The organism is Frigoribacterium sp. R86507, assembly GCF_044597695.1.
Lineage (GTDB): Bacteria > Actinomycetota > Actinomycetes > Actinomycetales > Microbacteriaceae > Frigoribacterium.
This window is the reverse complement of sequence record NZ_CP139002.1, coordinates 1,847,270-1,872,040: the sequence shown is the minus strand read 5'-3', so window position 1 is coordinate 1,872,040 and position 24,771 is coordinate 1,847,270. Positions and strand designations below refer to the sequence as shown.

The following is a 24,771-nucleotide window of genomic DNA, read 5'->3' as shown; positions in this document are numbered from 1 at the left end:
TCAGTGGATCGTCAGGACCGACATTAACGAGCATCGGGGCGAGAACCCGTGATTGCCGTGCCGATCCGTAGGTGTGTCGCGCCCTCGGCGACGGCCTCGGCGAAGTCGGGGGACATGCCGGCCGAGATCGCGTCCGCCGTGGCCTCGAGGGACCGCACCCGTTCGGAGACCGCTCGGAGGCGCGCGAAGGCGGGTCGCGCCCCCTCGTCCAAGGGCGCGACGGCCATGACGCCCCGCAGCCGCAGCCCCGGGGTCGAGAGCACACTCTCGGCCAGGCGCTCGACGTCGCGTTCGGCGACTCCCCCGCGGCCGGGGTCGTCGGTCAGGTTGACCTGGACGAATCCGTCGACGACGGAACCGGACTCGTCGGACAGTGCGTCGACCACGGAGTCACGGTCGAGCGAGTGCACGGCGTGTGCGTAGCGCCGGGCCTGCCGCGCCTTCTTCGACTGCAACTGACCGACGAAATGCCACCGGAGTCCCTCGAGGTCGCCCAACTCGGCGGCCTTCGCCTGGGCCTCCTGATGACGGTTCTCACCGACGTCGCGGACGCCCAGGGAGTAGAGCGCACGGATCAGGCCGGGCGGGTGGAACTTCGTGACGACGATCGTGGTGAGCTCGTCCCGAGACCGCCCCGCGGACGCGCAGGCGACGTCGACGGCCGCGGCGACCCGGGCGAGACGCTCGCCCAGGTCGCCGTCGACACTCGTCGGATCGGTCACTCGTCGTTACTTGAGGAAGTCCGGGACGTCGAGGTCGTCGTCACCGTCGTCGAAGGCCGGGTCGACGGCCTGGGTCGCGGGCTCTTCGGGCCGCTTCCAGGCGGCGGGCTCGTGCGTCGAACCGCTGTCGGCGATGGCCGAGACACCGGCGACCGAGGTCGCCGTGGGGCCCTCGGAGTCGACGAAGCTCGACCGGCGGTCCTTCACCTTGGTCGAGGGCTCGCCACCGTCGAAGCCGGCCGCGATGACCGTCACGCGCACCTCGTCACCGAGGGTGTCGTCGATCACGGCACCGAAGATGATGTTGGCCTCGGCGTGGACGGCCTCTTGGACCAGGCGAGCTGCGTCGTTGATCTCGAAGATTCCCAGGTTCGAACCGCCCTGGATGGACAGCAACACGCCGTGCGCACCGTCGATGCTCGCCTCGAGCAACGGGGACGCCACGGCCAGTTCGGCAGCCTTGATGGCGCGGTCGGCACCCCGCGACGAACCGATGCCCATGAGGGCCGATCCCGCGCCCTGCATGACGGACTTGACGTCGGCGAAGTCGAGGTTGATCAGACCGGGCGTGGTGATCAGGTCGGTGATGCCCTGGACACCGGCGAGGAGGACCTGGTCGGCCGTCCCGAAGGCCTCGACCATGCTGATGCCGCGTTCGCTGATCTCGAGCAGACGGTCGTTCGGGACGACGATGAGGGTGTCGACCTCGTCCTTCAGGGCCGCGACCCCGGCCTCGGCCTGGGCCTGACGGCGCTTGCCCTCGAAGCCGAAGGGCTTCGTGACGACACCGATGGTCAGGGCGCCGATCGACTTGGCGATGCGGGCGACCACCGGGGCGCCGCCCGTGCCGGTGCCACCGCCTTCGCCGGCCGTGACGAAGACCATGTCGGCACCCGCGAGGGCTTCTTCGATCTCTTCGGCGTGGTCCTCGGCCGCACGGCGTCCGACCTCGGGGTCGGCACCGGCGCCGAGGCCCCGGGTGAGCTCGCGACCGACGTCGAGTTTGACGTCGGCATCGCTCAACAGCAGCGCCTGGGCGTCGGTGTTGATGGCGATGAACTCCACCCCGCGGAGCCCGAGTTCGATCATGCGGTTGACGGCGTTGACGCCACCGCCGCCGACACCGACGACCTTGATCACGGCTAGGTAGTTATGGTTCGTTGTCACGTCCGGGCCTCCGCTTGAACCTTAACTCTGCAGTTGAAGGTTAAAGTTGTACATGGTATGCAAGTTCTGCAGTCACAAGGTATGGGTGCGCTGCAGGCGCCGTCGCCAGGGTGTCCAGCGTGTCGCGAACACACCCTCTCATCTCGTCCTGATGATCCCGTTGTCGGGGGCGGACACGTCGTACTCGACGCTCGCGCCCGGGTCGCGCCGGGCCTGGTCCGCGATCAGCCCCGCAAGCACCTGTGCTTTCTTCGCCGACTCGTCGGCGCTGCCCCATACGACCCGTTCACCGGAGGTGAGCTGCAAGGTCACGTCGTCGGCCGTCGATGCCGTCACGGTGTCGACGGTGGACCGCAGGGTGACCGGCAGCGCCAACAGCACCTCGGCGACCGAGCGGTACGCGGGGCCGTCCAGGGCCGCTCCCCCGACGTCGACGAGGGGTACCCCCTCTTGCCGGGCCTCGAGTTCCTGGACGACGACGCCGGCCGGGTCGACGAGTTCGAAGCCCTCCCCCGCGGCGACCGTGGCGACGGGCTGGCGCTCCTGGATGCGGACGACGAGCGTGTGCGGCGGAGCGGTCTCGGTCACGTAGCTGGCGATCAGGGGGAAGGCCGCGAGCTCGCGGGTGACCTCGTCGAAGTCGATCATCGCGAGCGGCGTCCCGAGCTGTCCGTCGAGTGCCGCCTGGACGGCCGAGGCGTCGACGCGCTCGGTCCCTTCGACGCGGATGGTCTGCAACGACAGGAGCGGGGAGAACACGGCGACCGCGACGGACGCGACGAGGAGGAGGACGACGGCCCCGAGCGACACCAGGGTCGCTCGACGGTGTCGGCTGCGCCGCGTGAAGCGACGGACCTCGACACGTTCGACGCGCCTCCGTTCGCTGGACGCCCGACGTGCCTGCTTGCGGGCCGCGGCGGCTCGCGCCTTGGCCTCGGCGGCCGTGCCGTCGGGTGCCACGATGCGTGGCGGCTCGGAACCGCCGGGGGCACCCGACGCGCGCGGGTCGGTCGCATCCGTCGACCCGGGCTTCGCCAGGCGGTCAAGCCAGGCCGCGGGGGCTCCGGCGACGGTCCCGAGACGGTCCCTCAGCGTGGACGGGGACGACGACGGGCCTGTGCCCCCGTCACCCCGCGCCGTCGAGCCACCCGTCGCCCCGCGTGGAGGACGCGGATCACCCACGACGGGGACGGGTCCCGTGGCGTCCGCGTCCCGGCCTCGCCGGCGACGGGTCGGAGCCGCGGGAGGGGTCGCGGCGGGTTCCGGCTCGTCGAATCCGTCGGGCCGCTTCATCGGAGGGCCCCCGACGCCACGGACCTGCTGTGACGAGTCACTCCGCGGAGTCCTCCACGACGGCGACGACGGGCTCGTGAGCCGCGTCGAGCGAGCCGAGCAGTTGCGGCACGATGCGGTAGACGTCGCCGCAACCGAGCGTGATGACGAAGTCCCCGTCGCGCGCGACCTCGGCGGTGCGGTCGGCCGCGGCCTGCCAGTCGGACACGAAGTCGACGCGGTCGGGGTCGGCGAAGCGTTCGGACACGAGCGCGCCGGTGACGCCGGGCTCGGGGTCCTCGCGCGCACCGTACACGTCGAGCACGATGGTGTGGTCCGCGAGGCGCTCGTAGGTCTCGGCGAACTCGCCGGCCATCATGCGCGTCCGGCTGTAGAGATGGGGTTGGTGCACGGCGATGAGGCGCCCGTCGCCCACCACGGAGCGCGCGGCCTGCAGGGCGGCGGCGACCTCGGTGGGGTGATGGGCGTAGTCGTCGTACACGCTGACGCCTCGGACGACACCGTGCAGTTCGAACCGTCGTTCGGTTCCCCCGAACGTCTCGAGACCCGCGATGGCGGCCTCGGGGTCGACCCCCAGACCGACGAGGACGGCGAAGGCACCGGCGGCGTTGACGGCGTTGTGCCGCCCGGGCACTCGCAACTGCACGGGCCACGAACGACCCTCGGCGTGCAGCGTGAACGAGACCGGACCGGTCGAGGCGATGTCGCTCAGCCGCACGTCGGCGTCGGCGGCCTCGCCGAAGGTCACGACGCGCGGGTGGTCGAGACGCCCGGCGACACGGACGGCACCGGCGTCGTCGCTCGAGACCACGACGAACTCGCGCGCGGCCGACGCGAACCGGACGAAGGCGTCGTCGAACGCCTCGTGCGAACCGTAGTGGTCGAGGTGGTCGGCGTCGACGTTGGTGATCAGGGCGACCGAGGTGTCGTAGAGCAGGAACGACCCGTCGGACTCGTCGGCCTCGACGACGAACAGGTCGTCGTCGCCGCCGCGCGCGCTGACGCCCAGCGACTGGATGACCCCGCCGTTCACGAAGCTGGGGTCGTGCCCCGCGGCGAGCAGGGCGGTGACGATCATGCCGGTGGACGTGGTCTTCCCGTGCGCACCCGCCACCGAGACGAGCCGCTGCTGCCCGATGAGCCAGGCGAGTGCCTGCGAGCGGTGCAGGACCGGCAGGCCCTTCGCCAGCGCGAGTTGGTACTCGGGGTTGTCCTGCCAGAGCGCCCCGGTCACCACGAGCGTGTCGGCGTCGCCCACGTTGGCGGCGTCGTGGCCGATCGCGATCTCGGCGCCCAGCGACCGGAGCGACTCGACGGCTGCGCTGTCGCGGGCGTCCGACCCCGTGACCCGGTGGCCGGCGGCCAGGAACACTCGAGCGATGCCGCTCATGCCGGAGCCGCCGATGCCGACGAAGTGGACGGCGCCGAGTTCGGCGGGGATCGATTGGTCGAGGTCGGGCTTGATCATGATGTCTCGCTGAGGTCGGAGTTCTGGGAGGACGAGGAGGCGCGGCCCACGGCGTCGAGGACGAGGTCGACCGTGCGGTCGGTGCCGTCGCGCACCCCGACCGAGGCGGCACGGACCGCCATGTCGGCCACGACGGCCCGGTCGAGCAGCAGCGGGACGAGCGTGCGCTCGACCCACGCGGGCGTGAAGTCGGCGTCGGCGACGAGCAGTGCTCCCCCGGCACCGACGACGTCGGTGGCGTTGTGGCGCTGCTCGCCGTTGCCCACCGGGTAGGGCACGAGCACCGAGGGCAGGCCGAGCGCGGTGAGCTCGCTGACCGTGGCCGACCCGGCCCGGGAGACGACGAAGTCGGCCGCCGAGAGCGCGAGGTCCATGCGGTCGCAGTACCGGACCAGGTGGTGGCCGTCGAGATCGGTCGAGGTGAGGTCGGATTTCTCACCCGTGATGTGCAGGATCTGCCAGCCGGCGCCGAGCACGCTGACGGCTGCCTTCGACATGGTCTCGTTGAGGCGTCGGGCACCGGTCGAGCCGCCCGTGACGAGCAGCGTCGGCCGCGAGGGGTCGAGGTCGAACGTCGCGGCGGACTCGTCGCGGTGGGCTCGACGGTCGAGGGACTCGATCTCGTCACGCAACGGCATGCCGACCTGCCGTCCGCCCCGGAGGCGGGTGGAGCGGAAGACGACGCCGACGTGGGACGAGAGGAACGAGCCGAGGACGTTCGCCATGCCGGGCTTCGCGTTGGCTTCGTGGACGACCACGGGCACCTTCGACCGCCATGCGGCGACGTAGGCGGGGGCGGCTGCGTAGCCACCGAAACCCACGACGACGTCGACGTCGTGCTGTGCGAGCAAGGACCGGATGCCGCCGATCGCGCCCGCGAGTCGACCCGGGAAGCGCAGGGCCGCCGCGGAGGGCCTGCGGGGGAAGGGCAGCCGGGGCACGGTCAGCAGCTCGTACCCTCGTTGCGGGACGAGCCGGGCCTCGAGCCCCTCGGCCGTGCCGAGCACGAGGACGGTCGCGTCGGGCTCGCGTCGTCGGAGCCGATCCGCCACGGCGAGGAGGGGGTTCACGTGCCCGGCGGTGCCACCGCCGGCGAGAAGATACGTCGTCACCGCAGAGACCCTACCCGCTGTCGCGGGAGCCCCTGCGGCGCGTCGGCCTCTTCGGGCACCCGGGCGAACGAGAGAACCACGCCGATGGCCACGAGCGTGACGATCAACGCCGACCCACCCGCCGAGATGAGCGGCAGGGGGACGCCCAGCACGGGCAGCAGCCCCAGCACGACCGCGATGTTGACGAGCGCCTGGCCGATGATCCACGCCGTGATGGCGCCGGTCGTCACGCGGACGAAGGGGTCGTTCGTGCGGCGGATGATCTTGACGAAACCCACGGCGAGGACGATGAACAGCGCCAACACGACCATCGCACCGATCAGCCCGAGCTCTTCACCGACGATGGCGAAGATGAAGTCGTTGTCGGCCTCGGGCAGCCAGGACCACTTCGACTTCGAGTTGCCGAGGCCGACGCCGAAGAGTCCCCCCGAGGCCAGGGCCCAGGTGCCGTGCAGGGTCTGCCAGCACTCGGCCTGGTACTGGCTCGAGTCGGTGCAGCCCGACAGCCAGGCGGCGATGCGTGAGTTGCGCGAGCTAGAACCCTGGGCGATCAGGGGCACGACGATCGCCAGGAACGCGAGCGGAGCGAGCAGGTAGCGCAACCGGACACCGGCGAACCAGACGGCCGCGAAGACGAGCAGGAGCATGATCATGGTCGTCCCGAGGTCGCCGCCGAGCACGACGAGGCCGATCGCGACGCCGGCCACGGGCACGAGCGGGATCGCCAGGTGCTTCCAGTCGTCGAGCAGGTCGCGTTTGACCGAGAGGATCATGCCGAGCCAGATCGCCAGCGCGAGCTTGACGGCCTCGGATGGCTGCGCCGTGAAGGAACCCAGGTCGATCCAGTTGCGGTTGCCGCCGATCTCGTAGCCGAGGGGCGAGAACACGAGGAGTTGCAGGACGATCGTCGCGCCCAGGACGTGCCACGCCCAGCGCTTGAGGAACGACACGGGCAGCCGCGACACGATGAGCATGAGCGGGATGCCCACGGCCGCGTACGTGCCCTGTCGGATGAACGCGCCGAAGAACGACGTGTGTCGTGACGAGATGTACTGCTCGACCGACGAGGACGAGAGCACCATGACGAGCCCGAGCACGACCATGAACAGCGTCGTGCCGAGGATCACGAAGTACGAGCCGGTCTCGGCGGCGAAGAGCTTCTTGACACGGACGACGGCACCGGCGGTGCGCTTCGACGACCCCGGGCCGCTCGACGCGTCCTCGGTCGGCTGGACGGGCCCGCGGCTCGTGCGACCGGACTCAGTCGGCCGACGGCGCGGGAGGCTGGACGGCGGGTTGGCCATCGACGTCACCCCTCAAGTGTTCGTGTACGGCCTGGGCGAAGGATCGCCCGCGGGCCGTGTAGTCGGTGAACTGGTCCATGGACGCCGCCGCCGGGGCCAGGAGCACGGTGTCTCCGGGTCGGGCCACGCTCGCGGCGAGGCGCACGGCCGTCGGCATCACCTGCTCAGTGTCGGTGGCGTCGACCTCGAAGACGGGGATGCCGGGCGCGTGTCGGGAGAAGGCCTGCCGGAGGGGCTCACGGTCGACCCCCACGAACACGGCCGCCCGGACGGCGCCCGTCGACTCGAGGACGAGCGGCTCGACGTCGACGCCCTTGAAGAGGCCGCCGACGATCCATACGACCGACGGGAAGGCCGTCAAGGAGGCGCGCGCGGCGTGGGGGTTGGTCGCCTTCGAGTCGTCCACCCACGTCACTCCGCCGGACTCGGCGACGACCTCGGTGCGGTGGTGGTCCACCGCGAAACCGGCGAGGGCGTCCCGGATCGAGACCGGGGCGACGCCCACCGCACGCACGAGCGCGGCGGCGGCGAGCACGTCCTCGACGAGGTGGTCGGCACCGAGGCCGACGCCCTGGAGCGCCTCCCGGGTGGTCAGTTCGAGCGCCTGGGTCCGACGCTCGGCGAGGAACGCCCGGTCGGCCAGCACGGCGACGCCGTCGCCCGTCACGATGCCGACCTCGCTCGGGCCCGGGGCGTCGAGCCCGAAGCCCACGGCACGGCAGCCCTCTTCGACGTCGGCGTCCTCGACCATGCGGAGGGTGGCCTCGTCGGCCTTGTTGTAGACGCAGGCCACGACCGTGTTCTCGTACACCTTCGCCTTGGCGGCGCGGTAGGCGTCCGCCCCGCCGTGCCACTCGAGGTGGTCCGCCTCGAGGTTGAGACAGACGGAGGCGCGGGGCCGGAGGGCACCGGGGCCCGCGGTGGGCAGGTAGTGCAGTTGATGGCTGGAGAGCTCGACGACGAACAGGTCGAAGCCGTCGGGGTCGCGCACCGCGTCGAGGACGGGGACGCCGATGTTGCCGCAGGGCGCCACGCGGCGGCCGTCCGCGGCGGCCATCGCCGCCGCCAGCTGCGTCGTCGTGGTCTTCCCGTTGGTCCCCGTGACGAGCACCCAGTCGGCCACGCGCTCGACCTTGTCGCGGACGCGCCAGGCGAGTTCGACGTCGCCCCAGACGGCCAGGCCCGACTCGACGGCCCACCGGACCAGAGGGTGATGCGGGGCGAAGCCCGGACTGGCGACCACGAGCTGCGCGTCGAAGGCCGTGAGCGTGGACGAGGGCGCCTCGAGGGACTCGACCTCGTCGAGACGCGCCCCGATCAGCTGCAGCAGTTCGGCCTTGTCGGGCTCGACCGCGGGTGCCACGACCAGGACGTCGGCGCCCAGCTCGGCCAGGGTGTCGGCCACCGAGAAGCCGGTCGTGCCGAGTCCGAGGACGGCCACGCGCAGGCCCGACCAGTCGGCGTGCCAGCTGTCGAGCCCGGCCAGTCGCTCGACCAGGGGGGCGGTGCTGCCGTCGCTCATGAGGTGCGGAGGATCCATTCGAGGTAGAAGGTGCCGACGCCGGCGGCGACGAAGAGCCCGGCGATGATCCAGAAGCGGACGACGACGGTCACCTCGGCCCAGCCCTTGAGCTCGAAGTGGTGGTGCAGCGGGCTCATCAGGAAGATGCGCTTGCCCTTCGTGATCTTGAAGTACGCGCGTTGCAGGATCACCGATCCCGTGACGACGATGAAGAGACCACCGATCAGGACGAGCAGCAGTTCGGTGCGGCTGAGGATCGCCAGGGCGGCCAGCGCCCCGCCGAGGCCGAGCGACCCCGTGTCGCCCAGGAAGATCTGGGCGGGTGAGGTGTTCCACCAGAGGAAGCCGATGAGCCCACCGCAGATGCAGGCGGCGACGACGGCGAGGTCGAGCGGGTCGGCCACCTGGTAGCAGGCGGCACGAGTGGCCTCGTCGAGACGCACGCTGGTGCAGAGCTGGTTGTTCTGCCAGAAGCCGATGAAGATGTACGACGCGATCGCGAGGATCGACGCACCCGTGGCGAGGCCGTCCAGGCCGTCGGCGACGTTGACGCCGTTCGAGGTGCTCACGGTGATCAGGACGACCCAGATCAGGAACAACCCGCCGCCGACGATCGTCCCGAAGAACATGAAGTCGAGCCACGGGATGTCCCGGAGGCCGGAGATCATCGTCGACGCGGGCGCGAGCCCGCGCTCGTTCGTGAACGAGAGCGCCAGGACGGCGAACACCGCCCCCACGACCACCTGCCCGGCGATCTTCGCCCAGCCGCCGAGCCCGAGGCTGCGCTGGTTGCGCACCTTGAGGAAGTCGTCGAGGAACCCGACCACGCCGAGGCCGACCATCATGAAGAGAACGAGCATCCCGCTGAGCGTGAGCTCGTCCCGGCCGACCAGGTGACCGATGAAGTAGCCGAGCACCGTGCCGATGATCAGGACGATGCCGCCCATGGTCGCCGTGCCGCGCTTCGTGTGGTGCGACTGCGGACCGTCGTCGCGGATGAACTGACCCCAGCCGAGGCGATGGAAGAGCTTGATGAACGCCGGCGTCATCAGAAGCGTGAAGGCGAGGGAGAACCCGCCGCCGATCAACAGCGCGATCATGCGGTCACCCCGGCCAGACGGTCGCCCAGGAGGCGCAGGCCGGCCGACTTGGACGACTTCACGAGGACGACGTCCCCGGCTCGCAGGGTGCCCTGCAGGAGGTCGTAGGCCTCGTCGATCGTGTCGACCAGCACGCTTTCTCCGTCCCACGAGCCTTCGAGGCCCGCCGCCATGTGGATGTGCCGCGCCTCGTGGCCGACGACCACGAGTTGGCGGACGTTCAACCGGACGACCAGTCGGCCGACGCGGTCGTGCTCGTCACGCGCGTACTCGCCGAGCTCGGCCATCTCGCCGAGGACGGCCACCGAGCGGTGGTCGGGACCGGTGATCTGGGCGAGCGTCTTCAGGGCCGCGGCGACCGAGTCGGGGCTCGCGTTGTAGGCGTCGTTCACGACGGTGACGCCGCCGGGTGCGTCGAGGACCTCCATGCGCCAACGCTCGGCCCGCGTCACGCCCTCGAGGACCTCGACGGCCCGGTCGAGGTCGACGCCCCATTCTCCGACGACGCTCAGGGCCGCCAGGGCGTTCATCACGTGGTGCTCGCCGAGGATGCGCAGCGACACCCGGCGACTCGTGTCGCCGTACTCGAAGGTGAAGGAGGTGCCGGCGGCCGAGACGTCGATGTCGGATGCCCGGTAGTCGGCCGACGGGCTCTGCCCGAAGGTCACGACCCGGGCGGCGGTCACGGACGCCATGCCGGCGACGCGGTCGTCGTCGGCGTTGAGGACGGCCGTTCCCGTGGCGGGCAGGTCGGTCACCATCTCGGCCTTGGCCGCACGGGTGCCCTCGATGCCGCCGAAGCCGCCCGCGTGGGCGAGCCCGACCTTCAGCACCACCCCGGTGTCGGGACGGGCGATGTCGACGAGACGGGCGATCTCGCCCGGCCCGCTCGCACCCATCTCGACGACCAGGTACTCGGTGGCCTCGTCGATGCGCAGCATCGAGATCGGAGCACCGACGTGGTTGTTGAACGACCCCTGAGGGGCGACGGTGGCCGCGACGTCGCCGAGGACGGCACGCAGCATGTTCTTGGTGCTCGTCTTGCCGTTGGAGCCCGTGACGCCGACGACCTTCAGCCGGCCGAGACCCCGGACGTGCTCGACGACGGCAGCGGCGAGGCGCGACAGCGCGACGACTCCGTCGTCGACGACGACGAGCGGTGCGGTCGTCTCGACCTCGCGCTCGGCGACCACGAGGGCCGCGCCGTTCGCGGTGGCGGCCTCGACGAAGAGGTGGCCGTCGGTGACCTCACCACGCAGGGCGAAGAAGACGGACCCCGGGGTGACCAGACGCGAGTCGGTCTCGACCGTGCCGTCGACCGGGGTCGCGACCCGCGCCTCCTCGGGGTGGACCAGGCGTCCGCCGGTGATCTCGGCGATCTGGAGGGGCGTGAGCGCGATCACTCGGACCACCCGGCTTCGCGCAGGGCCGCTCGGGCCTCGTCGCGAGCGGAGTACGGGGTGCGCTCGCCACGGATGTCGCGGTAGTCCTGGTGGCCGGGGCCGGCCCAGAGGATCGAGTCCCCCGCGCCGGCCAGGGCCACGGCCGCACGGATGGCGGCCTCGGGCGGGCTGACCTCGTGGATCTCGTGCTCGGGGTAGGCCTCGCGGGCGGCGTCGACGAGGGTCTTGCGGATCGAGGCCGGGTCCTCGAAGCGGGGGTGGTGGTCGGTCACGACGAGGATGTCGGAACCGGCGGCGGCCACCCGGGCCATCTCACCGCGCTTCGTCGTGTCGCGGTCGCCGTCCGCACCGAACAGCATGATGACCTTGCCGGGCGTGAAGGTGCGGACCGCGGCGAGCGTGGTCAGGAACGCGTCCGGGCTGTGGCCGAAGTCGACGTAGACGCTCGGGCCGGTGTCGCCCGAGACGCGCTCGGTGCGCCCGGGCAGGTAGGCCACGATGCCGCCGTCGGCGTCGAGGGCCTGACCGATGGCCTCGAGCTCGAAGCCCGCCTCGACCAGCATGACGATCGCCAGGGCCGCGTTCGCGACCATGTGCCACCCGATCAGCGGGACGCGCGTCACGAGCGAGCGCTGCTCAGGGCCCGACAGGCGGAACTCCGTGTACGCGGCCTGCTCGTCGAGGATCTGGACCGTCCAGTCGGCCTCGACGTCGGGGAGGATCGTGATCGTCGTCAGGGGGATGCGAGCGTTGTCCACCACGCGCTGCCCGTACGGCGAGTCGAGCGACACCACGGCACGACGGGCACGGTCGGGCTGGAAGAGCGGCAGCTTGGCCTGGAAGTACTCCTCCATGTCGGCGTAGTCGTCGAGGTGGTCGTGGCTGAGGTTGGTGAAGGCGGCGACGTCGAAGACGAGACCGTCGACGCGGTTGCGGCTGAGTGCCTGCGCACTGACCTCGACGGCGACCGCACGCACCTCGCTCTCGCGCATGCGGGCCAGCAGGGCGTGCATCTCGCTGGCCTCGGGGGTCGTGAGGCGGCTGACGACGGTGAGGTCGCCGATGTGACGCTCGGCCGTGCTGCTGAGGCCGGTGACGAGGCCCAGCTGCCGCAGGACGCCCTCGAGCAGGTACGACGTGCTGGTCTTCCCGTTGGTGCCGGTGACCGCGAGGAGCAGGGGCGCGTCGTCGCTGTCGGTGCGATAGATCCAGGCCGAGAGCTCGCCGAGGGCCGCCCGGGGCGAGTCGACGAGGACGACGGGCAGACCGCTGGACCGGGCCAGCTCGGCACCCGCGGCGTCGGTCAGCAGGGCCACGGCACCGCCGTCCCGTGCCTGGTCGGCGAACTCGGCTCCGTGCCGGTGCGCGCCGGGCACGCCCACGTACAGGTCGCCGGGGTGGAGGTCCGCCGTGCTCAGCGTGATGCCGGTGATCTCGATGCCGTCGAGGGAACCCTCGTGCTCGAGTCCGAACTCGCTGACCAGTTGGGCGAGTGACCTCGCCGACGGATGTTCCGGTCGAAGGACCGGGGGGATCCGGGCGCTCAAAGAATCCTCTTCTCTCACCAGGTCTCGGGCAGGCTGGGTGCCGGCTCCGTCGACGGAGGGACCCGATACATCTCGAGGACCTGGGACATGATCTTGTTGAAGGTCGGCGCCGCAGCGGCCGACGTCTTGATGGTACTGGGCTTGGTGAAGGTCACGACGACGACGTATTGCGGGTTCTCGGCCGGAGCGATGCCCGCCACCGAGACGATGCGGTCAGAACCGTAGCCGGTTCCGTCCGAGCGCGCGACCTCGGCGGTGCCGGTCTTGGCGGCGACACGGTACCCGGGGATCGTCAGGACGTCCTTGAGGTCGCCGTCGCTGACGACCTTCTCGAGCATGTTGACGGTCGTGTCGGCGGCCCACGGGGAGACGACGCTCGTGCCCTCGGCCGAGGGGGTCTCGGTGACCGTGCCGTCGGGAGCCGTGCACCCGGCGACGAGGTTGACCGGCAACCGGGTCCCGTGGTTGGCCAGCGTCTGGTAGATGCTCGCGATGTGGATGGCGGTCGTCGAGACACCCTGCCCGAACATCGTGTTGATGCTCGTCTGCTGGTCCCACTGCGAGGCCGGCCGGATGCCCGTCGTGGGCTCGCCGAGGAAGGCCACGCCGGTGGGGTCGTTCAGACCGAACTTGACCATGTAGTCGTGACGTTGCTGGGCCGACAGCGACTGGCCGAGCAGCGAGATGCCGACGTTGGACGAGTCGCGCAGGATGCCCGTGAGCGTGAGGTTCTCGGTCGGGTGGAAGGTCGCGTCGTGGATCTCGCCACCCCAGGGGAACGTGCGCGAGTACGGCACCGTCGCCCGCGTCGCGGGATCGGCCTTGCCCGAGTCGAGCAGCATGGCGGCGGTCATCGCCTTGAAGGTCGACCCCGGCTCGTACGAGTAGGTGAAGGCCTTGCTGCCGAGGTCGTCGACGGCAGTGCCGTTGACGTCGTTGGGGTCGACGGCCGGGTAGTCGGCGACCGCGAGAAGCGAGGCGTCGCTCGCCTTCATGACGACGGCCGTGGCCGACTCGGCTCCGATGGCCTCGGCCTGTTCGCCCAGCGCCTGCTGGGTCATGTACTGGAGGTCGCTGTCGACGGTGAGACGGAGCGTGCCACCGGCGACGGCCTTCTTGGTCGTGACGGTGCTGCCGGGCAACTGGACGCCGTCGGCTCCGCGCTCGTAGGTCTCGGAGCCGTCGGTGCCCGCCAGGCACGCGTTCTGGCTCAGCTCGAGTCCGGCCTGCGGCCCGTCGGTGCCGATGAAGCCCGTGAGGTTGCCCGCCACCGCGCCGTTGGGATAGGTGCGTGCGGCCTGGCGCTGGAAGTACACCCACGACACGTTCATCTCGCGGACCTCGCGGAAGGCGTCGACGTCGACGCCCTTGACCAGGTACGCGAAGTTCGCCTCGGGGTCGGTGGTCAGCGCCTTCGTCATGGTGGCGGCGTCGCCCCCCGTGATCTTCGCGATGCGCTCGACGACCTGGTCGACGGTCAGCTCGGTGGTCTTGCCGTCGTCGCCCTTCACCTTGGCCGTCGTGGCGAACGCCGGAGCGGCCGTGATGTTGTACCGGGTGACGCTGCCGGCGAGCACGGTCCCGTCCACGTCCGTGATGTCGCCACGATCGCCGTAGGTCGTCTGCACGATCTCGCGCTTGTTCTGGGACTGCTCGTTGAGCTCGGCCGCCTGCACGAGCTGGATGTCGGCCAAGCGCACCACGAACACGCCGACGAGCGCGATGATCAGCGCCATCGCCAGCGTCACGCGGAGGCGGCGGCTTCGGGGAGCTGCTTTCACGAGAGGTTCCTCACCGCGGCCGGGCGCCTGCCCGACCCGCTGTCGTCGATCGATGTACCGGTGACGGCACGTCGCTAGCGGGTCTGAGGAGCCGCCAGCTCGTTCGCGCCCGACGCTACCGACTCGTCGGCCGATCCCCCGTCCGCCGCGCCTGCTTCGGTCGGAACGGCCGCGGCACCCGCCGTCGTCGGAGCACCGACGGATGTGGCGGCGGGGTCGGTGCCGGCATCGGCGTCGTCAGCGGCGGTCGCGGGCGCCTTGGTCGTGAGCGGAACGCCCTCGAGGAGGGTGTTCGGGATCAGGTTGCCGGACGTCGCCTCGTCGGCACCCGCCGCGGGGGCGGGTGAACCGTGGACCGCGCCCGTGGCGAGATCGAGGTAGACGGGATTCGAGTTGCGGACCATGCCGAGTTCGTCCGCGTTGGCGGCGAGGTTCTGCGGCGAGGACAGGACGTCGCGTTGCTCGCTGTACTTCTGCTGGTCGCGGACGAGCTCGGTCTTGGCGGCCTGCAGGTCGGAGATCTTGTACGCGCCGTCGCTGAGGGCGATGCTGATGGCCAATTGGGCCAGCAGGAGGACGAACAGCGCCGCCGTCGCGATGAGTGCGTAGGCGATCTTCGGTCGGGCCCGTCGCTGTGCACGACTCGTGACGATCTCGACCGGACGCGCCACCGGGGTGGACGACGGCTGCGGACGGGTCGACGGGGTCGCGATGGCCAGGTTGCTGCTCATGCTGTTCTCCGGATTCGTTCGGCGGCGCGCAGTCTCACGGGCTTGGCTCGGGGGTTGAGGTCGCGCTCGGCGTCGGAGGCCAGTTCGGCCCCGCGGACGAGCAGGCGGAAGTCGGGACGGTGCTCGGGCAGCTCGACCGGAAGACCCTGCGGTGCCGTCGACGTCGTGCGGGCGGCCAACTCGCGCTTGACGAAACGGTCCTCGAGGGACTGGTAGGCCAGCACGACGATCCGCCCCTCGACGGCGAGACGGTCGAGGGCCACCGGGATGGCCGCTTCGAGCGAGGCCAGCTCGCCGTTGACCTCGATGCGCAGCGCCTGGAACACGCGCTTGGCAGGGTGACCGGCACGTTGCAACGCCATGGGCGTCGCCGCGATCAGGAGGTCGACGAGCTCACCGCTGCGGGTGAGCGGCGAGTCGGCCCGGTGCTCGACGATCCGTCGGGCGTAGCGCGGAGCCAGCTTCTCTTCGCCGTACTGGTAGAAGATGCGTCGCAGTTCGCTCTCGGGGTACTCGGCGAGGACGCGCTCCGCCGTGACGGGAGAGGTGGGGTCCATGCGCATGTCGAGCGGGGCGTCCTTCGAGTACGAGAAACCGCGCTCGACCCGGTCGAGTTGCAGCGACGAGACGCCGAGGTCGAAGAGCACCCCGTCGACCGTGTCGAGGTCGAGGTCGTCGAGTGCCTCGGCGATGCCGTCGTACGTCGTGTGCACGAGGCGGGCACGCTCGCCGAAGGGCGCGAGCCGCTCGCCGGCCAGGGCGAGGGCCTCGGTGTCACGGTCGAGCCCGACGACGGTGAGCTCGGGGAAGGCCTGCAGCATCGCTTCGCTGTGACCCCCCATGCCGAGGGTGCAGTCGACGACGACGGCGCCGGGACGCGAGACGGCTGGGGCGAGGAGCTCGAGGGTGCGCTCGAGGAGGACGGGGGTGTGGATCTGATCGGCCATGACGACACGGGCTGTGCTCGTCGGCCCTGATCCCCATCCGTCGGGACCTGGCACCGGGGAAGGTGCGCCAGGGCTGACGGCTGAGGGTCGGGGCCCACGGGCTAGAAGAGCCCGGGGATCACCTCCTCGGTGGTGTTGGCGAACTCGGCCTCCTGGGCCTCGTAGTAGGTGTTCCACGCGTCGGTGGCCCAGATCTCGGCACGGTTGCCCGCGCCGATCACGGTGAGGTCTCGACCGAGGCCGGCGTACTCGCGCAGTGTCGCCGGGATGGTCACCCGGTGCTGCTTGTCGGGGATCTCGTCGCTGGCCCCGGAGAGGAAGAGACGCATGTAGTCACGGGCCTGTTTGCTCGTGACCGGCGCCTGGCGGATGCGCGAGTGCATGTCTTCGAACTCGCGCTGGCTGAAGACGTAGACGCACCGCTCTTGCCCACGGGTCATGACGAGGCCGGAGGCCAGTTCGTCACGGAATTTCGCGGGGAGGATGATGCGCCCTTTCTCGTCGAGCCTGGGCGAATAGGTGCCGAGGAACATGCGCCCGCCTCCCCTCGCCCCGCACCCCTCTGTGGCACGTGCCTCCACTTTACTCCACAACCCACCACCCAGCAACGAAAAGACGGGTGCGACCACGCGTGTCTCGCCTGCGATCCGCTCCAGTTCGGGGGTCACGGGGGTGGAGGACGGTGGAGGGAGGACGACACGAGGAGGCGCGTCCTGCGTGTCGCAGACGTCCCACCGGCCGGTCCGGCGCACGAAAAAGGGGCCGGCCCGAAGGCCGACCCCTGAGGTCGTGGTGCTCGTGGAGGCTAGGCGTCGCGCCCGTCACCGTCTTGACGGCGATCCCACCGGTCGTTGAGACGGTCCATCAGACCACCCTTGGCGGGATGCGCCGGACGCGAGGTGGAGGAACGGGGAGCGGACGGCACGGAGGCCGCTGCCGCCCCCTTGCGCTTGGGCGGCGCGATGGCGAACAGGACACCGGCCAGCATGACCACGAAGCCCGCCACACCGATCAAGGGTTGGCGGAAGATGACGCCCGCGACGATCACGGCGATGCCGACGAGCGCACCGAGGACCCCGACCACGACGAGCGTGTAGTTGGGTCGGCCACCGCGGTTGCCGACCGTCGCCACGAAGTCGGAGTCGTTGTTGTAGAGACTCCGCTCCATCTCTTCGAGGAGCCGCTGCTCCTGTTCGGAAAGTGGCATCTTGGTGTTCCCTTCGAGCACGGGCTCTCAAGCGCGAGGCGGGAGCCTCGGGATCGACGCGATGAGTAGCTGCGAGTGTATGCCCGACAGCTATCGCTAGGCTAGGCAGCGTGGCTGAGAGTACGCGGTTAGTGGACGTCGTTCAAGAGCGAATCGACCGGTTCCTCGAGCGCCAGCGACCGGCCCTGACGGGCATCGCTCCCGACCTCGATCCCTTCTCCCTCTATTCGAGCGATCTGCTCCGCGGCGGGAAGCGGTTCCGTGCTCTCTTCTGCTACTGGGGCTGGCAGTCGGTCGCCGGGCTCGACACGGGCTTCGACCCGCTCGGAGAGTCCCGCGACGAACGCGAGATCGACGCGGTCATGACCGCCTCGGCAGGGCTCGAGTTCTTCCACGCGGCGGCGCTCGTGCACGACGACATCATGGACAACTCCGACACGCGCCGGGGGCTGCCCGCGGCGCACCGGCGCTTCGAGGCCCTGCACCGCGAGGGGTCCTGGCTCGGGTCTCCCGAGGCGTTCGGCCGGTCGGGCGCCCTCCTCATGGGCGACCTGCTGCTGGCATGGAGCGACGAACTGCTGAGCGAGGCCCTCGACTCCCTCCCGTCCCGCGAGGCCGCCCGCTCGGCTCGCCTCGAGCTCAACCGCATGCGGACCGAGGTCACGGTGGGCCAGTACCTCGACATCCTCGAGGAGAACGCCTGGCGGACGGTCGACGAGCTGCAGCTGTTGCCGCGTGCCCAGCGCGTCATCGTCTACAAGTCGGCGAAGTACAGCGTCGAGGCCCCCCTGACCGTGGGCGCGGCGATGGCCGGCGCCGACCCGTCCGCCCTCGAGTCCCTGCGGCACTTCGGACTGCCCCTCGGCATCGCCTACCAGCTGCGCGACGACCTCCTCGGCGTGTTCGGTGACCCGTCGGTCACGGGCAAGCCCGCAGGCGACGACCTCCGAGAGGGCAAGCGCACGGTCCTCGTGGCGACCGCACGTCGGGCCCTGCCCCCGGGTGCCGTCCGACTGCTCGACGAACTCCTCGGCGACCCCGAACTCGACGACGACCAGATCAGCATGCTGCAGGCGACGCTCCGCGACAGCGGTGCCGTCGACGCCGTCGAGCAGACGATCACCGATCAGGTCGAGCGCGCCGTCCACGCACTCGAGAGGTCCGGACTCGCGCCGTCGGCACGGACGCAGCTGACGCGACTCGCCGAGACCGTCACGCGCCGCGCCTCCTGAACCCGCCCACGGCTCGCCGGCCGTCGCCTGACGGCCCGCCGGGGGCGATGCGAGGTGGAGGCTAGAGCAGGCTCTGCGCGATGCGCCGGACCTCGGCCTTGCGACCGGCCTGGAGGGCCGCGACGGGACTCGTGCCGAGCGCCTCGTCGTGGGACAGCATCCAGTCGATGGCCTCGTCGTCGTCGAATCCGTTGTCCGAGAGGACCGTCAGGGTGCCTCGGAGGTCGTGCCTCGGCTCGGAGCCGTCGAGGAAGACGGCCGGCACCTTCGTGACGCCGTCCACGCGGGTCCCGACGAGGACGTGCTCCTCGAGCAGGCGACGCACGCGACTCACCCCGAGGCCGAGCCGCTCGACGAGGTCGGGCACGGTGAGCCATTCGGTGTCGGCGAACCAGGGGCGTTGAGAGAGATCGGTCACGCGACAACCTTGCCACGGGTTCGCGACCCTCGCCGCGCCTCCTCGGCCTCCTCCCCCGGCGCGAGTCACATGCGCAACATGCGTCCCACTGATTGACTTGGATATCCACGTGTGCCAACTTGGGACGACGTGGCACCGCGGCTCACCGATCACCCAGCGACCGTGTCCCCGCCCCCGAACCGAGGATCAGCCCATGAACGACGTCAGTCCCGCCCGCCCCGACTCCGAGTCCGCGACGACCCAGGACACCCGGTCGACCGGTGCGTTCGGCCCTCTCGACGGGGCCGACGAGCGCAAACCGCTCTCGCGCATGGCTCGGTCCATGCTCAACACGGTCCCCATCGTCCTGGCGGGGTCCATGGCCCTCAGCATGGGCGTCACCGGTCCCGTGTTCGCCCTCGACCAGAGCCCGACGAAGAAGCCCGACACGTCTCCGCGTCCCGTGCTGCCCCCTCGGCTGTCGGCGCCCGAGCAGAAGACCGCGACCACCGTCGAGACCGCGGCGAGCTCGGCCCGCGTCTTCGGTGCCGCCCCGGCCACCTACACCGTCAAGTCCGGCGACACCGTCGCGAGCATCGCCGGCTCGTTCGGCCTGAGCACCGCCTCCGTGCTCGCCCTCAACGGACTCAGCTGGAAGTCCACCATCTTCCCGGGCCAGACACTGAGCCTGAGCGCCGCCACGAGCGCCGCGGCCACACCGTCGTCCGCGCCCGCACCGGTGAAGGCGACGGGCGGTCGGTACGTCATCGTCCGCGGGGACACGCTGAGTTCCATCGCGCGAGCCCACGGGGTCACGACGAGCGCGCTCATCCAGGCGAACGGGCTGGGACTGTCGAGCATCATCTACCCGGGCCAGACCCTGACCGTCCCCACGGGTTCGTCCGCGTCCACCCCCACGACGCCGGCCCCTGCCGCAGGGCCCGCCGTGGGCAGCTACGTCATCCAGCGGGGTGACACCATCGCCTCCATCGCCTCGAAGTCGGGCACGAGCGTCAAAGCCCTGCTCGCCGCGAACGGGCTCTCGTTCACCAGCACCATCTACGCCGGCAAGACCCTCACGCTGCCCGGTGCCGCGGCGCCGACCGCCACGACCGTGGTCGCGTCGACCTCGGCCGCACCGCTGGGCGTCAGCGCGACGCTGACGGCCGAGCAGGCCGGCAACGCCCGGACCATCATCTCGGTGGGACGCCAGCTCGGGGTCGGAGACCGGGCGATCGTCATCGCCCTCGCGGCGGCCGCGCAAGAGAGCAGCCTCCGCAACCTGGACCACGGCGACCGGGATTCCCTCGGCCTGTTCCAGCAGCGCCCGAGCACGGGTTGGGGCACGCCCACCCAGCTGCGCGACCCGGTGCACGCGACCAAGCTCTTCTTCGGCGGTGCGAGCAACCCGAACACGGGCAAGACCCGAGGCCTCCTCGACGTCAAGGGGTGGCAGTCCATGTCCCTGACGAAGGCGGCGCAGGCCGTGCAGTACTCTGCGTTCCCCGACGCCTACGCCAAGTGGGAGGCTCCCGCCACCACCTGGCTCGCGACCCTCCGCTGAACCGTGGACGGCCTGCGCGTCGGGCGGTTTGCCGCCGTGCGGTGAGTTGAGGCACCGGCACGGCCCTCGGTCCGTAAAATCACGAGGGTGAGCGTGAACCAGACTGACCCGATGATCGGCCGTCTCATCGAGGGCCGGTACGAGGTCCGTTCACGCATCGCCCGGGGCGGCATGGCCACGGTCTACCTGGCCACCGACCTGCGACTCGAGCGTCGCGTGGCCATCAAGATCATGCACGGCCACCTCGCCGACGACGCGTCGTTCAAGGAGCGCTTCATCCAGGAGGCGCGCTCGGCCGCCCGCTTGGCGCACCCGAATGTCGTCAACGTCTTCGACCAGGGCCAGGACGACGACTCGGCGTACCTCGTCATGGAGTACCTGCCCGGCATCACGTTGCGAGAACTCCTGCAGGACCACAAGGTGCTGACGCCCGAGCAGGCGATGGACATCCTCGAGGCGGTCCTCGCCGGTCTCGCCGCCGCCCACCGGGCCGGCATCGTGCACCGCGACCTCAAGCCCGAGAACGTCCTCCTCGCCGACGACGGACGCATCAAGATCGGCGACTTCGGCCTGGCGCGGGCCGCGACGGCCAACACGGCCACGGGCGCCGCCCTGTTGGGGACGATCGCCTATCTCTCCCCCGAACTCGTGACCCGGGGCATCGCCGACACCCGCAGCGACATCTACGCGCTCGGCATCATGATGTACGAGATGCTCACGGGTGAGCAGCCCTACAAGGGCGACCAGCCCATGCAGATCGCGTACCAGCACGCCAACGACACGGTCCCCACCCCCAGCTCGGCGAACCCCCGCGTACCCGTCGAGCTGGACGAACTCGTCCTCTGGGCCACCGCACGAGACCCCGAGCAGCGCCCGCGTGACGCCCGAGCCCTGCTCGACCAGCTGCTCGACGTGCAACGGGTGCTCGCCGATCCGTCGGGACCGCCCGCCAACAGGACGATGGTGCTCCCGGCCGCAGGCGCGACCTCCGTCCTGCCGTCCGGAGGCACGGGCGAGACGCAGATCCTGCCGAAGGCTCGGCACCGGACCGGACCGGTCCAGGCGGAACCCGACGACGCCGCCACGACGCTCGCCGCCGTCGCCGACCGGCGTCGGCGACGGGGTCGGGTGCTCATGGCTCTCGTCGTCGTGGTGGCCTTGCTGGCGGGAGGGGTGGGCTGGTGGTTCGGTTCGGGGCCCGGCGCCCAGGCGTCCGTCCCCGACGTGACGGGACGTGACCCTGCCGCGGCGACGGCAGCCCTCACGTCGGCCGGGTTCGTGGTCGCGCCCGACCCCCGGTCGGACTTCTCCCCGGTGGTGCCCACGGGCCAGGTCACGCGCACGGACCCCGACGCCACGACCCGGGTGCAGAAGGGTTCCACGATCACCCTCGTGGTCTCCCAGGGACCCCGGCAGCTGCCGGTGCCCACGGTCGTCGGCGAGACCGAGAAGGCAGCCACGGACGCACTCTCGGACTTCACGCTGCAGCCCACGTCGAGCCAGTTCGACGCGTCGGCCGCCGGCACCGTCCTCGCGATCAGCGGCGTGGACGACGCCGGCACCCCGGTCGATCTCGCCGGGGCCGCCCAGTACGGCGAGCAGCAGCCCGTGACGCTCACCGTCTCGCTCGGACCCGTTCCGGACGTGGCCGGCCTCTCCGTGGCGGATGCCCAGAGCGCCCTCGCCGGGGTCCAGTTGACGGGCGTCGAGAGCGGGACGGAGTTCAGCGACGGAGTCGCCTCCGGGGAGGTCATCCGTTACGAGCAGCAGGCCGAAGGGGCACTCCGCCAGGGCGACACGGTCAACCTCGTCGTGTCGAAGGGCCCGCCGCCCATCACGATCCCGGACGTCCGAGGCAAGACCATCGACGCGGCCACGTCGCAGTTGCAGGGGCTCGGCTTCCGGGTGAGCTACCCCCGCTGCACGGCCTTCACCTGCGCGTTCTACGACTGGGAGGCCAGCCTGCCGGTCACCGCGACCGACCCCGAGGCCGGCCTGACCGCCACGAAGGGTGCCACCATCACCCTCTCGTACCGCGTGGAATGACACGCGACGCCGCCTGACGTCGGCGGCGCCCACACGACGACGGCCCCGGGACCGATGGTCCCGGGGCCGTCGTCGTGCCGACGAGACTCAGTCCGCAGCGAGCTCTTCGGACACCAGGAAGGCCAGCTCGAGCGACTGCATGTGGTTGAGACGCGGGTCGCAGAGGGACTCGTAGCGAGTGGCGAGCGTCGCTTCGTCGATGTGCTCGGAACCCCCCAGGCACTCGGTGACGTCGTCACCGGTCAACTCGATGTGGATTCCGCCGGGGTGCGTCCCGGCCGCTCGATGTGCCTCGAAGAACCCCTTCACCTCGTCCATGATCTCTTCGAACCGGCGGGTCTTGTAGCCCGTGGGCGTCGTCAGACCGTTGCCGTGCATCGGATCACTGACCCACAGGGGCGTCGCATCCGCCTTCTTGATGGCCTCGAGGAGGGGAGGCAAGGCATCGCGGATCGTGCCCGCGCCCATGCGCGTGATGAAGGTCAGACGACCGGGCTCACGCTCGGGGTCGAGCTTGTCGATGAGGCGCAGCATGTCGTCGGCCGTCGTCGTCGGGCCCAGCTTCACACCGATCGGGTTGCGCACCCGCGAGAGGAAGTCGACGTGGGCGCCGTCGAGGTCACGCGTCCGCTCACCGATCCACACGAAGTGGGACGAGAGCACGTACGGAGTGCCCGTTCGCGAGTCGATCCGGGTCAGGGGGCGCTCGTAGTCCATGAGCAGGCCCTCGTGGCTGGTGTAGAACTCGACGCGCTTGAGCTCGTCGAAGTCCGCCCCGGCCGCCTCCATGAAGCGGATCGCCTTGTCGATCTCGCGAGCGAGGTGTTCGTACTGGGCGTTGGCCGGGTTGCTGGCGAAGCCCTTGTTCCAGCTGTGCACCTGACGGAGGTCGGCGAAGCCGCCCTGTGTGAAGGCCCGGATCAGATTGATCGTCGAGGCCGAGGTGTGGTACCCCTTCACCAGCCGAGACGCATCCGCGCGCCGTGACTCGGGGGTGAAGTCGTAGCCGTTCACGATGTCACCGCGGTAGGCCGGCAGCGTGACGCCGTCACGGGTCTCGGTGTCGCTGGAGCGCGGCTTGGCGAACTGGCCGGCCATGCGGCCCATCTTGATGACGGGGACGGACGCGCCGTACGTGAGGACCACCGCCATCTGCAGGATGGTCTTGACGCGGTCACGGATCTGGTCGGCCGTCGCTCCTGCGAAGGTCTCGGCGCAGTCACCGCCCTGCAACAGGAACGCCTCGCCCCGGGCCGCCGAGGCCAACCGCGTGCGAAGGGTGTCGACCTCGCCCGCGAAGACGAGTGGCGGCAGCGTGGACAGCTCGGCCGAGGCGGCCTCGACGGCTGCACCGTCGTGCCACGTGGGCTGCTGCTTGATGGGGAGCGTGCGCCAATGGTCGAGACCGTCGATCACGTCGGGATCGGTGACGACGAACGGTTCGGTGAGCTGGGCCACGGTCTTCCTTGCCAGTTGACGGTCTCGAGGCCGAACGACCTCGACAGGCGAGCCTACCGTGAAAGGGTCGAGCGCTTCTCTTTCACGCTGGTCGCGTAGACGTCGCTGTACTGCTGGCCGCTGAGGGCGTTGAGCTCGTACATGATCTCGTCCGTGATGGACCGCAGGATGAACCGGTCGCCTTCCATGCCCTCGAAGCGGCTGAAGTCGAGCGGTTCGCCGAAGACGATCCCGACGCGGTGCAGACGAGGGATCTTGGTCCCGGTCTTCATGACCTTCTCGGTTCCGATCATGGCCACGGGGATCACGGGCACGTGACCCTCGAGGATCATGCGCGCCACCCCCGTCCGGCCGCGGTACAGCTTGCCGTCGGGGCTCCGGGTGCCCTCGGGGTAGATGCCGAGTTGCTCTCCGCGGCGCAGGACCGATAGGCCCGTGGCCAGCGACGCCTCGGAGGCCTTGCCCCCGGACCGGTCGATGGAGAGCTGCCCCGTGGCCGTGAAGAACAGCCGGATGGCCCAGCCCTTGATGCCCTTGCCGGTGAAGTAGTCGCTCTTGGCGAGGAAGGAGATGCGCCGATCGAGGGCGAGCGGCAAGAAGATCGAGTCGACGAACGAGAGGTGGTTGCTCGCGAAGATGACGGCACCCGAGGCCGGGACGTGCTCGCGACCACTGACCCAGGGTCGGAAGATCGACAGGACGAGCGGACTCGCGACCATCGTCTTCAGGAACCAGTAGAGCATCGATGCTCCTCTCGTCGGGGCGTCGGG

21 protein-coding genes are annotated in these 24,771 nt (G+C 70.4%); 3 read left to right on the top strand and 18 right to left on the bottom strand.

What is annotated here, in order from left to right; translation table 11 throughout:
- Positions 1-23 precede the first annotated feature (23 nt).
- The 15 genes from SJY14_RS08885 to SJY14_RS08815 all read right to left on the bottom strand — a co-directional run bounded on the left by SJY14_RS08885 (position 24) and on the right by SJY14_RS08815 (position 17,304).
- Positions 24-722, bottom strand: coding sequence for a YggS family pyridoxal phosphate-dependent enzyme (locus SJY14_RS08885; RefSeq protein ID WP_396598725.1), 699 nt, complete (start codon positions 720-722; stop codon positions 24-26).
- A 6-nt stretch (positions 723-728) separates the two neighbouring features.
- Positions 729-1,889 (bottom strand): cell division protein FtsZ, encoded by a 1,161-nt coding sequence (ftsZ, locus tag SJY14_RS08880; RefSeq protein WP_396598724.1) that lies wholly within the window; start codon positions 1,887-1,889, stop codon positions 729-731.
- Between the two features lie 138 nt (positions 1,890-2,027).
- Complete coding sequence (locus SJY14_RS08875; RefSeq protein ID WP_071254548.1) at positions 2,028-2,849, bottom strand: FtsQ-type POTRA domain-containing protein; 822 nt, start codon at positions 2,847-2,849, stop codon at positions 2,028-2,030.
- 370 nt (positions 2,850-3,219) lie between these two features.
- Positions 3,220-4,650, bottom strand: coding sequence for a UDP-N-acetylmuramate--L-alanine ligase (murC, locus tag SJY14_RS08870; RefSeq protein WP_396598723.1), 1,431 nt, complete (start codon positions 4,648-4,650; stop codon positions 3,220-3,222).
- Positions 4,647-5,762, bottom strand: coding sequence for a glycosyltransferase (locus SJY14_RS08865; RefSeq protein WP_071253233.1), 1,116 nt, complete (start codon positions 5,760-5,762; stop codon positions 4,647-4,649). The genes murC and SJY14_RS08865 overlap by 4 nt, the downstream gene beginning before the upstream one ends.
- Positions 5,759-7,066 (bottom strand): putative lipid II flippase FtsW, encoded by a 1,308-nt coding sequence (gene ftsW, locus SJY14_RS08860; protein WP_071253231.1) that lies wholly within the window; start codon positions 7,064-7,066, stop codon positions 5,759-5,761. Before ftsW ends, SJY14_RS08865 begins: the two co-directional genes overlap by 4 nt.
- The gene (gene murD, locus SJY14_RS08855; protein WP_071254546.1) at positions 7,023-8,588 is read right to left on the bottom strand and encodes a UDP-N-acetylmuramoyl-L-alanine--D-glutamate ligase; all 1,566 of its coding nucleotides are present in this window, start codon (positions 8,586-8,588) and stop codon (positions 7,023-7,025) included. Before murD ends, ftsW begins: the two co-directional genes overlap by 44 nt.
- Positions 8,585-9,688 carry a phospho-N-acetylmuramoyl-pentapeptide-transferase gene (gene mraY / locus SJY14_RS08850; protein WP_071253225.1) on the bottom strand — a complete coding sequence of 368 codons (1,104 nt, stop codon included), beginning with the start codon at positions 9,686-9,688 and terminating at the stop codon, positions 8,585-8,587. The genes murD and mraY overlap by 4 nt, the downstream gene beginning before the upstream one ends.
- Positions 9,685-11,091, bottom strand: a complete 1,407-nt coding sequence (murF, locus tag SJY14_RS08845; protein WP_071253223.1) for a UDP-N-acetylmuramoyl-tripeptide--D-alanyl-D-alanine ligase — start codon at positions 11,089-11,091, stop codon at positions 9,685-9,687. The genes mraY and murF overlap by 4 nt, the downstream gene beginning before the upstream one ends.
- Positions 11,088-12,638: a Mur ligase family protein gene (locus tag SJY14_RS08840; RefSeq protein WP_071253221.1), complete on the bottom strand. Its 1,551-nt coding sequence runs from the start codon at positions 12,636-12,638 to the stop codon at positions 11,088-11,090. Before SJY14_RS08840 ends, murF begins: the two co-directional genes overlap by 4 nt.
- A 14-nt stretch (positions 12,639-12,652) precedes the next feature.
- Positions 12,653-14,419, bottom strand: coding sequence for a penicillin-binding protein 2 (locus tag SJY14_RS08835; RefSeq protein WP_255364086.1), 1,767 nt, complete (start codon positions 14,417-14,419; stop codon positions 12,653-12,655).
- Positions 14,420-14,493: 74 nt separating this feature from the next.
- Positions 14,494-15,150 (bottom strand): hypothetical protein, encoded by a 657-nt coding sequence (locus SJY14_RS08830; protein WP_396598722.1) that lies wholly within the window; start codon positions 15,148-15,150, stop codon positions 14,494-14,496.
- Positions 15,147-16,097, bottom strand: a complete 951-nt coding sequence (gene rsmH, locus SJY14_RS08825) for a 16S rRNA (cytosine(1402)-N(4))-methyltransferase RsmH (protein ID WP_396598721.1) — start codon at positions 16,095-16,097, stop codon at positions 15,147-15,149. The genes SJY14_RS08830 and rsmH overlap by 4 nt, the downstream gene beginning before the upstream one ends.
- A 101-nt stretch (positions 16,098-16,198) precedes the next feature.
- Positions 16,199-16,630, bottom strand: a complete 432-nt coding sequence (mraZ, locus tag SJY14_RS08820) for a division/cell wall cluster transcriptional repressor MraZ (RefSeq protein WP_396598720.1) — start codon at positions 16,628-16,630, stop codon at positions 16,199-16,201.
- 272 nt (positions 16,631-16,902) lie between these two features.
- Positions 16,903-17,304 carry a DUF3040 domain-containing protein gene (locus tag SJY14_RS08815; protein ID WP_071254542.1) on the bottom strand — a complete coding sequence of 134 codons (402 nt, stop codon included), beginning with the start codon at positions 17,302-17,304 and terminating at the stop codon, positions 16,903-16,905.
- 110 nt (positions 17,305-17,414) lie between these two features.
- On the opposite strand from SJY14_RS08815, the gene SJY14_RS08810 reads away from it, so the two are divergent.
- The gene (locus SJY14_RS08810) at positions 17,415-18,536 is read left to right on the top strand and encodes a polyprenyl synthetase family protein (RefSeq protein WP_071253216.1); all 1,122 of its coding nucleotides are present in this window, start codon (positions 17,415-17,417) and stop codon (positions 18,534-18,536) included.
- Positions 18,537-18,597: 61 nt separating this feature from the next.
- On the opposite strand, the gene SJY14_RS08805 is transcribed toward SJY14_RS08810, so the two are convergent.
- Positions 18,598-18,954, bottom strand: a complete 357-nt coding sequence (locus tag SJY14_RS08805) for an Rv2175c family DNA-binding protein (protein ID WP_055973046.1) — start codon at positions 18,952-18,954, stop codon at positions 18,598-18,600.
- A 193-nt stretch (positions 18,955-19,147) separates the two neighbouring features.
- On the opposite strand from SJY14_RS08805, the gene SJY14_RS08800 reads away from it, so the two are divergent.
- Both SJY14_RS08800 and pknB read left to right on the top strand, forming a co-directional pair.
- Positions 19,148-20,497, top strand: coding sequence for a LysM peptidoglycan-binding domain-containing protein (locus tag SJY14_RS08800; RefSeq protein WP_255364085.1), 1,350 nt, complete (start codon positions 19,148-19,150; stop codon positions 20,495-20,497).
- 87 nt (positions 20,498-20,584) lie between these two features.
- A complete protein-coding gene (gene pknB, locus SJY14_RS08795; RefSeq protein WP_396598719.1) occupies positions 20,585-22,543 on the top strand; it encodes a Stk1 family PASTA domain-containing Ser/Thr kinase in 1,959 nt (652 codons plus the stop codon).
- A gap of 87 nt (positions 22,544-22,630) precedes the next feature.
- On the opposite strand, the gene SJY14_RS08790 is transcribed toward pknB, so the two are convergent.
- Both SJY14_RS08790 and SJY14_RS08785 read right to left on the bottom strand, forming a co-directional pair.
- A complete protein-coding gene (locus SJY14_RS08790) occupies positions 22,631-23,959 on the bottom strand; it encodes a class II 3-deoxy-7-phosphoheptulonate synthase (protein ID WP_055977030.1) in 1,329 nt (442 codons plus the stop codon).
- Positions 23,960-24,054: 95 nt separating this feature from the next.
- Positions 24,055-24,744, bottom strand: a complete 690-nt coding sequence (locus SJY14_RS08785) for a 1-acyl-sn-glycerol-3-phosphate acyltransferase (protein ID WP_071253212.1) — start codon at positions 24,742-24,744, stop codon at positions 24,055-24,057.
- Positions 24,745-24,771 lie beyond the last annotated feature (27 nt).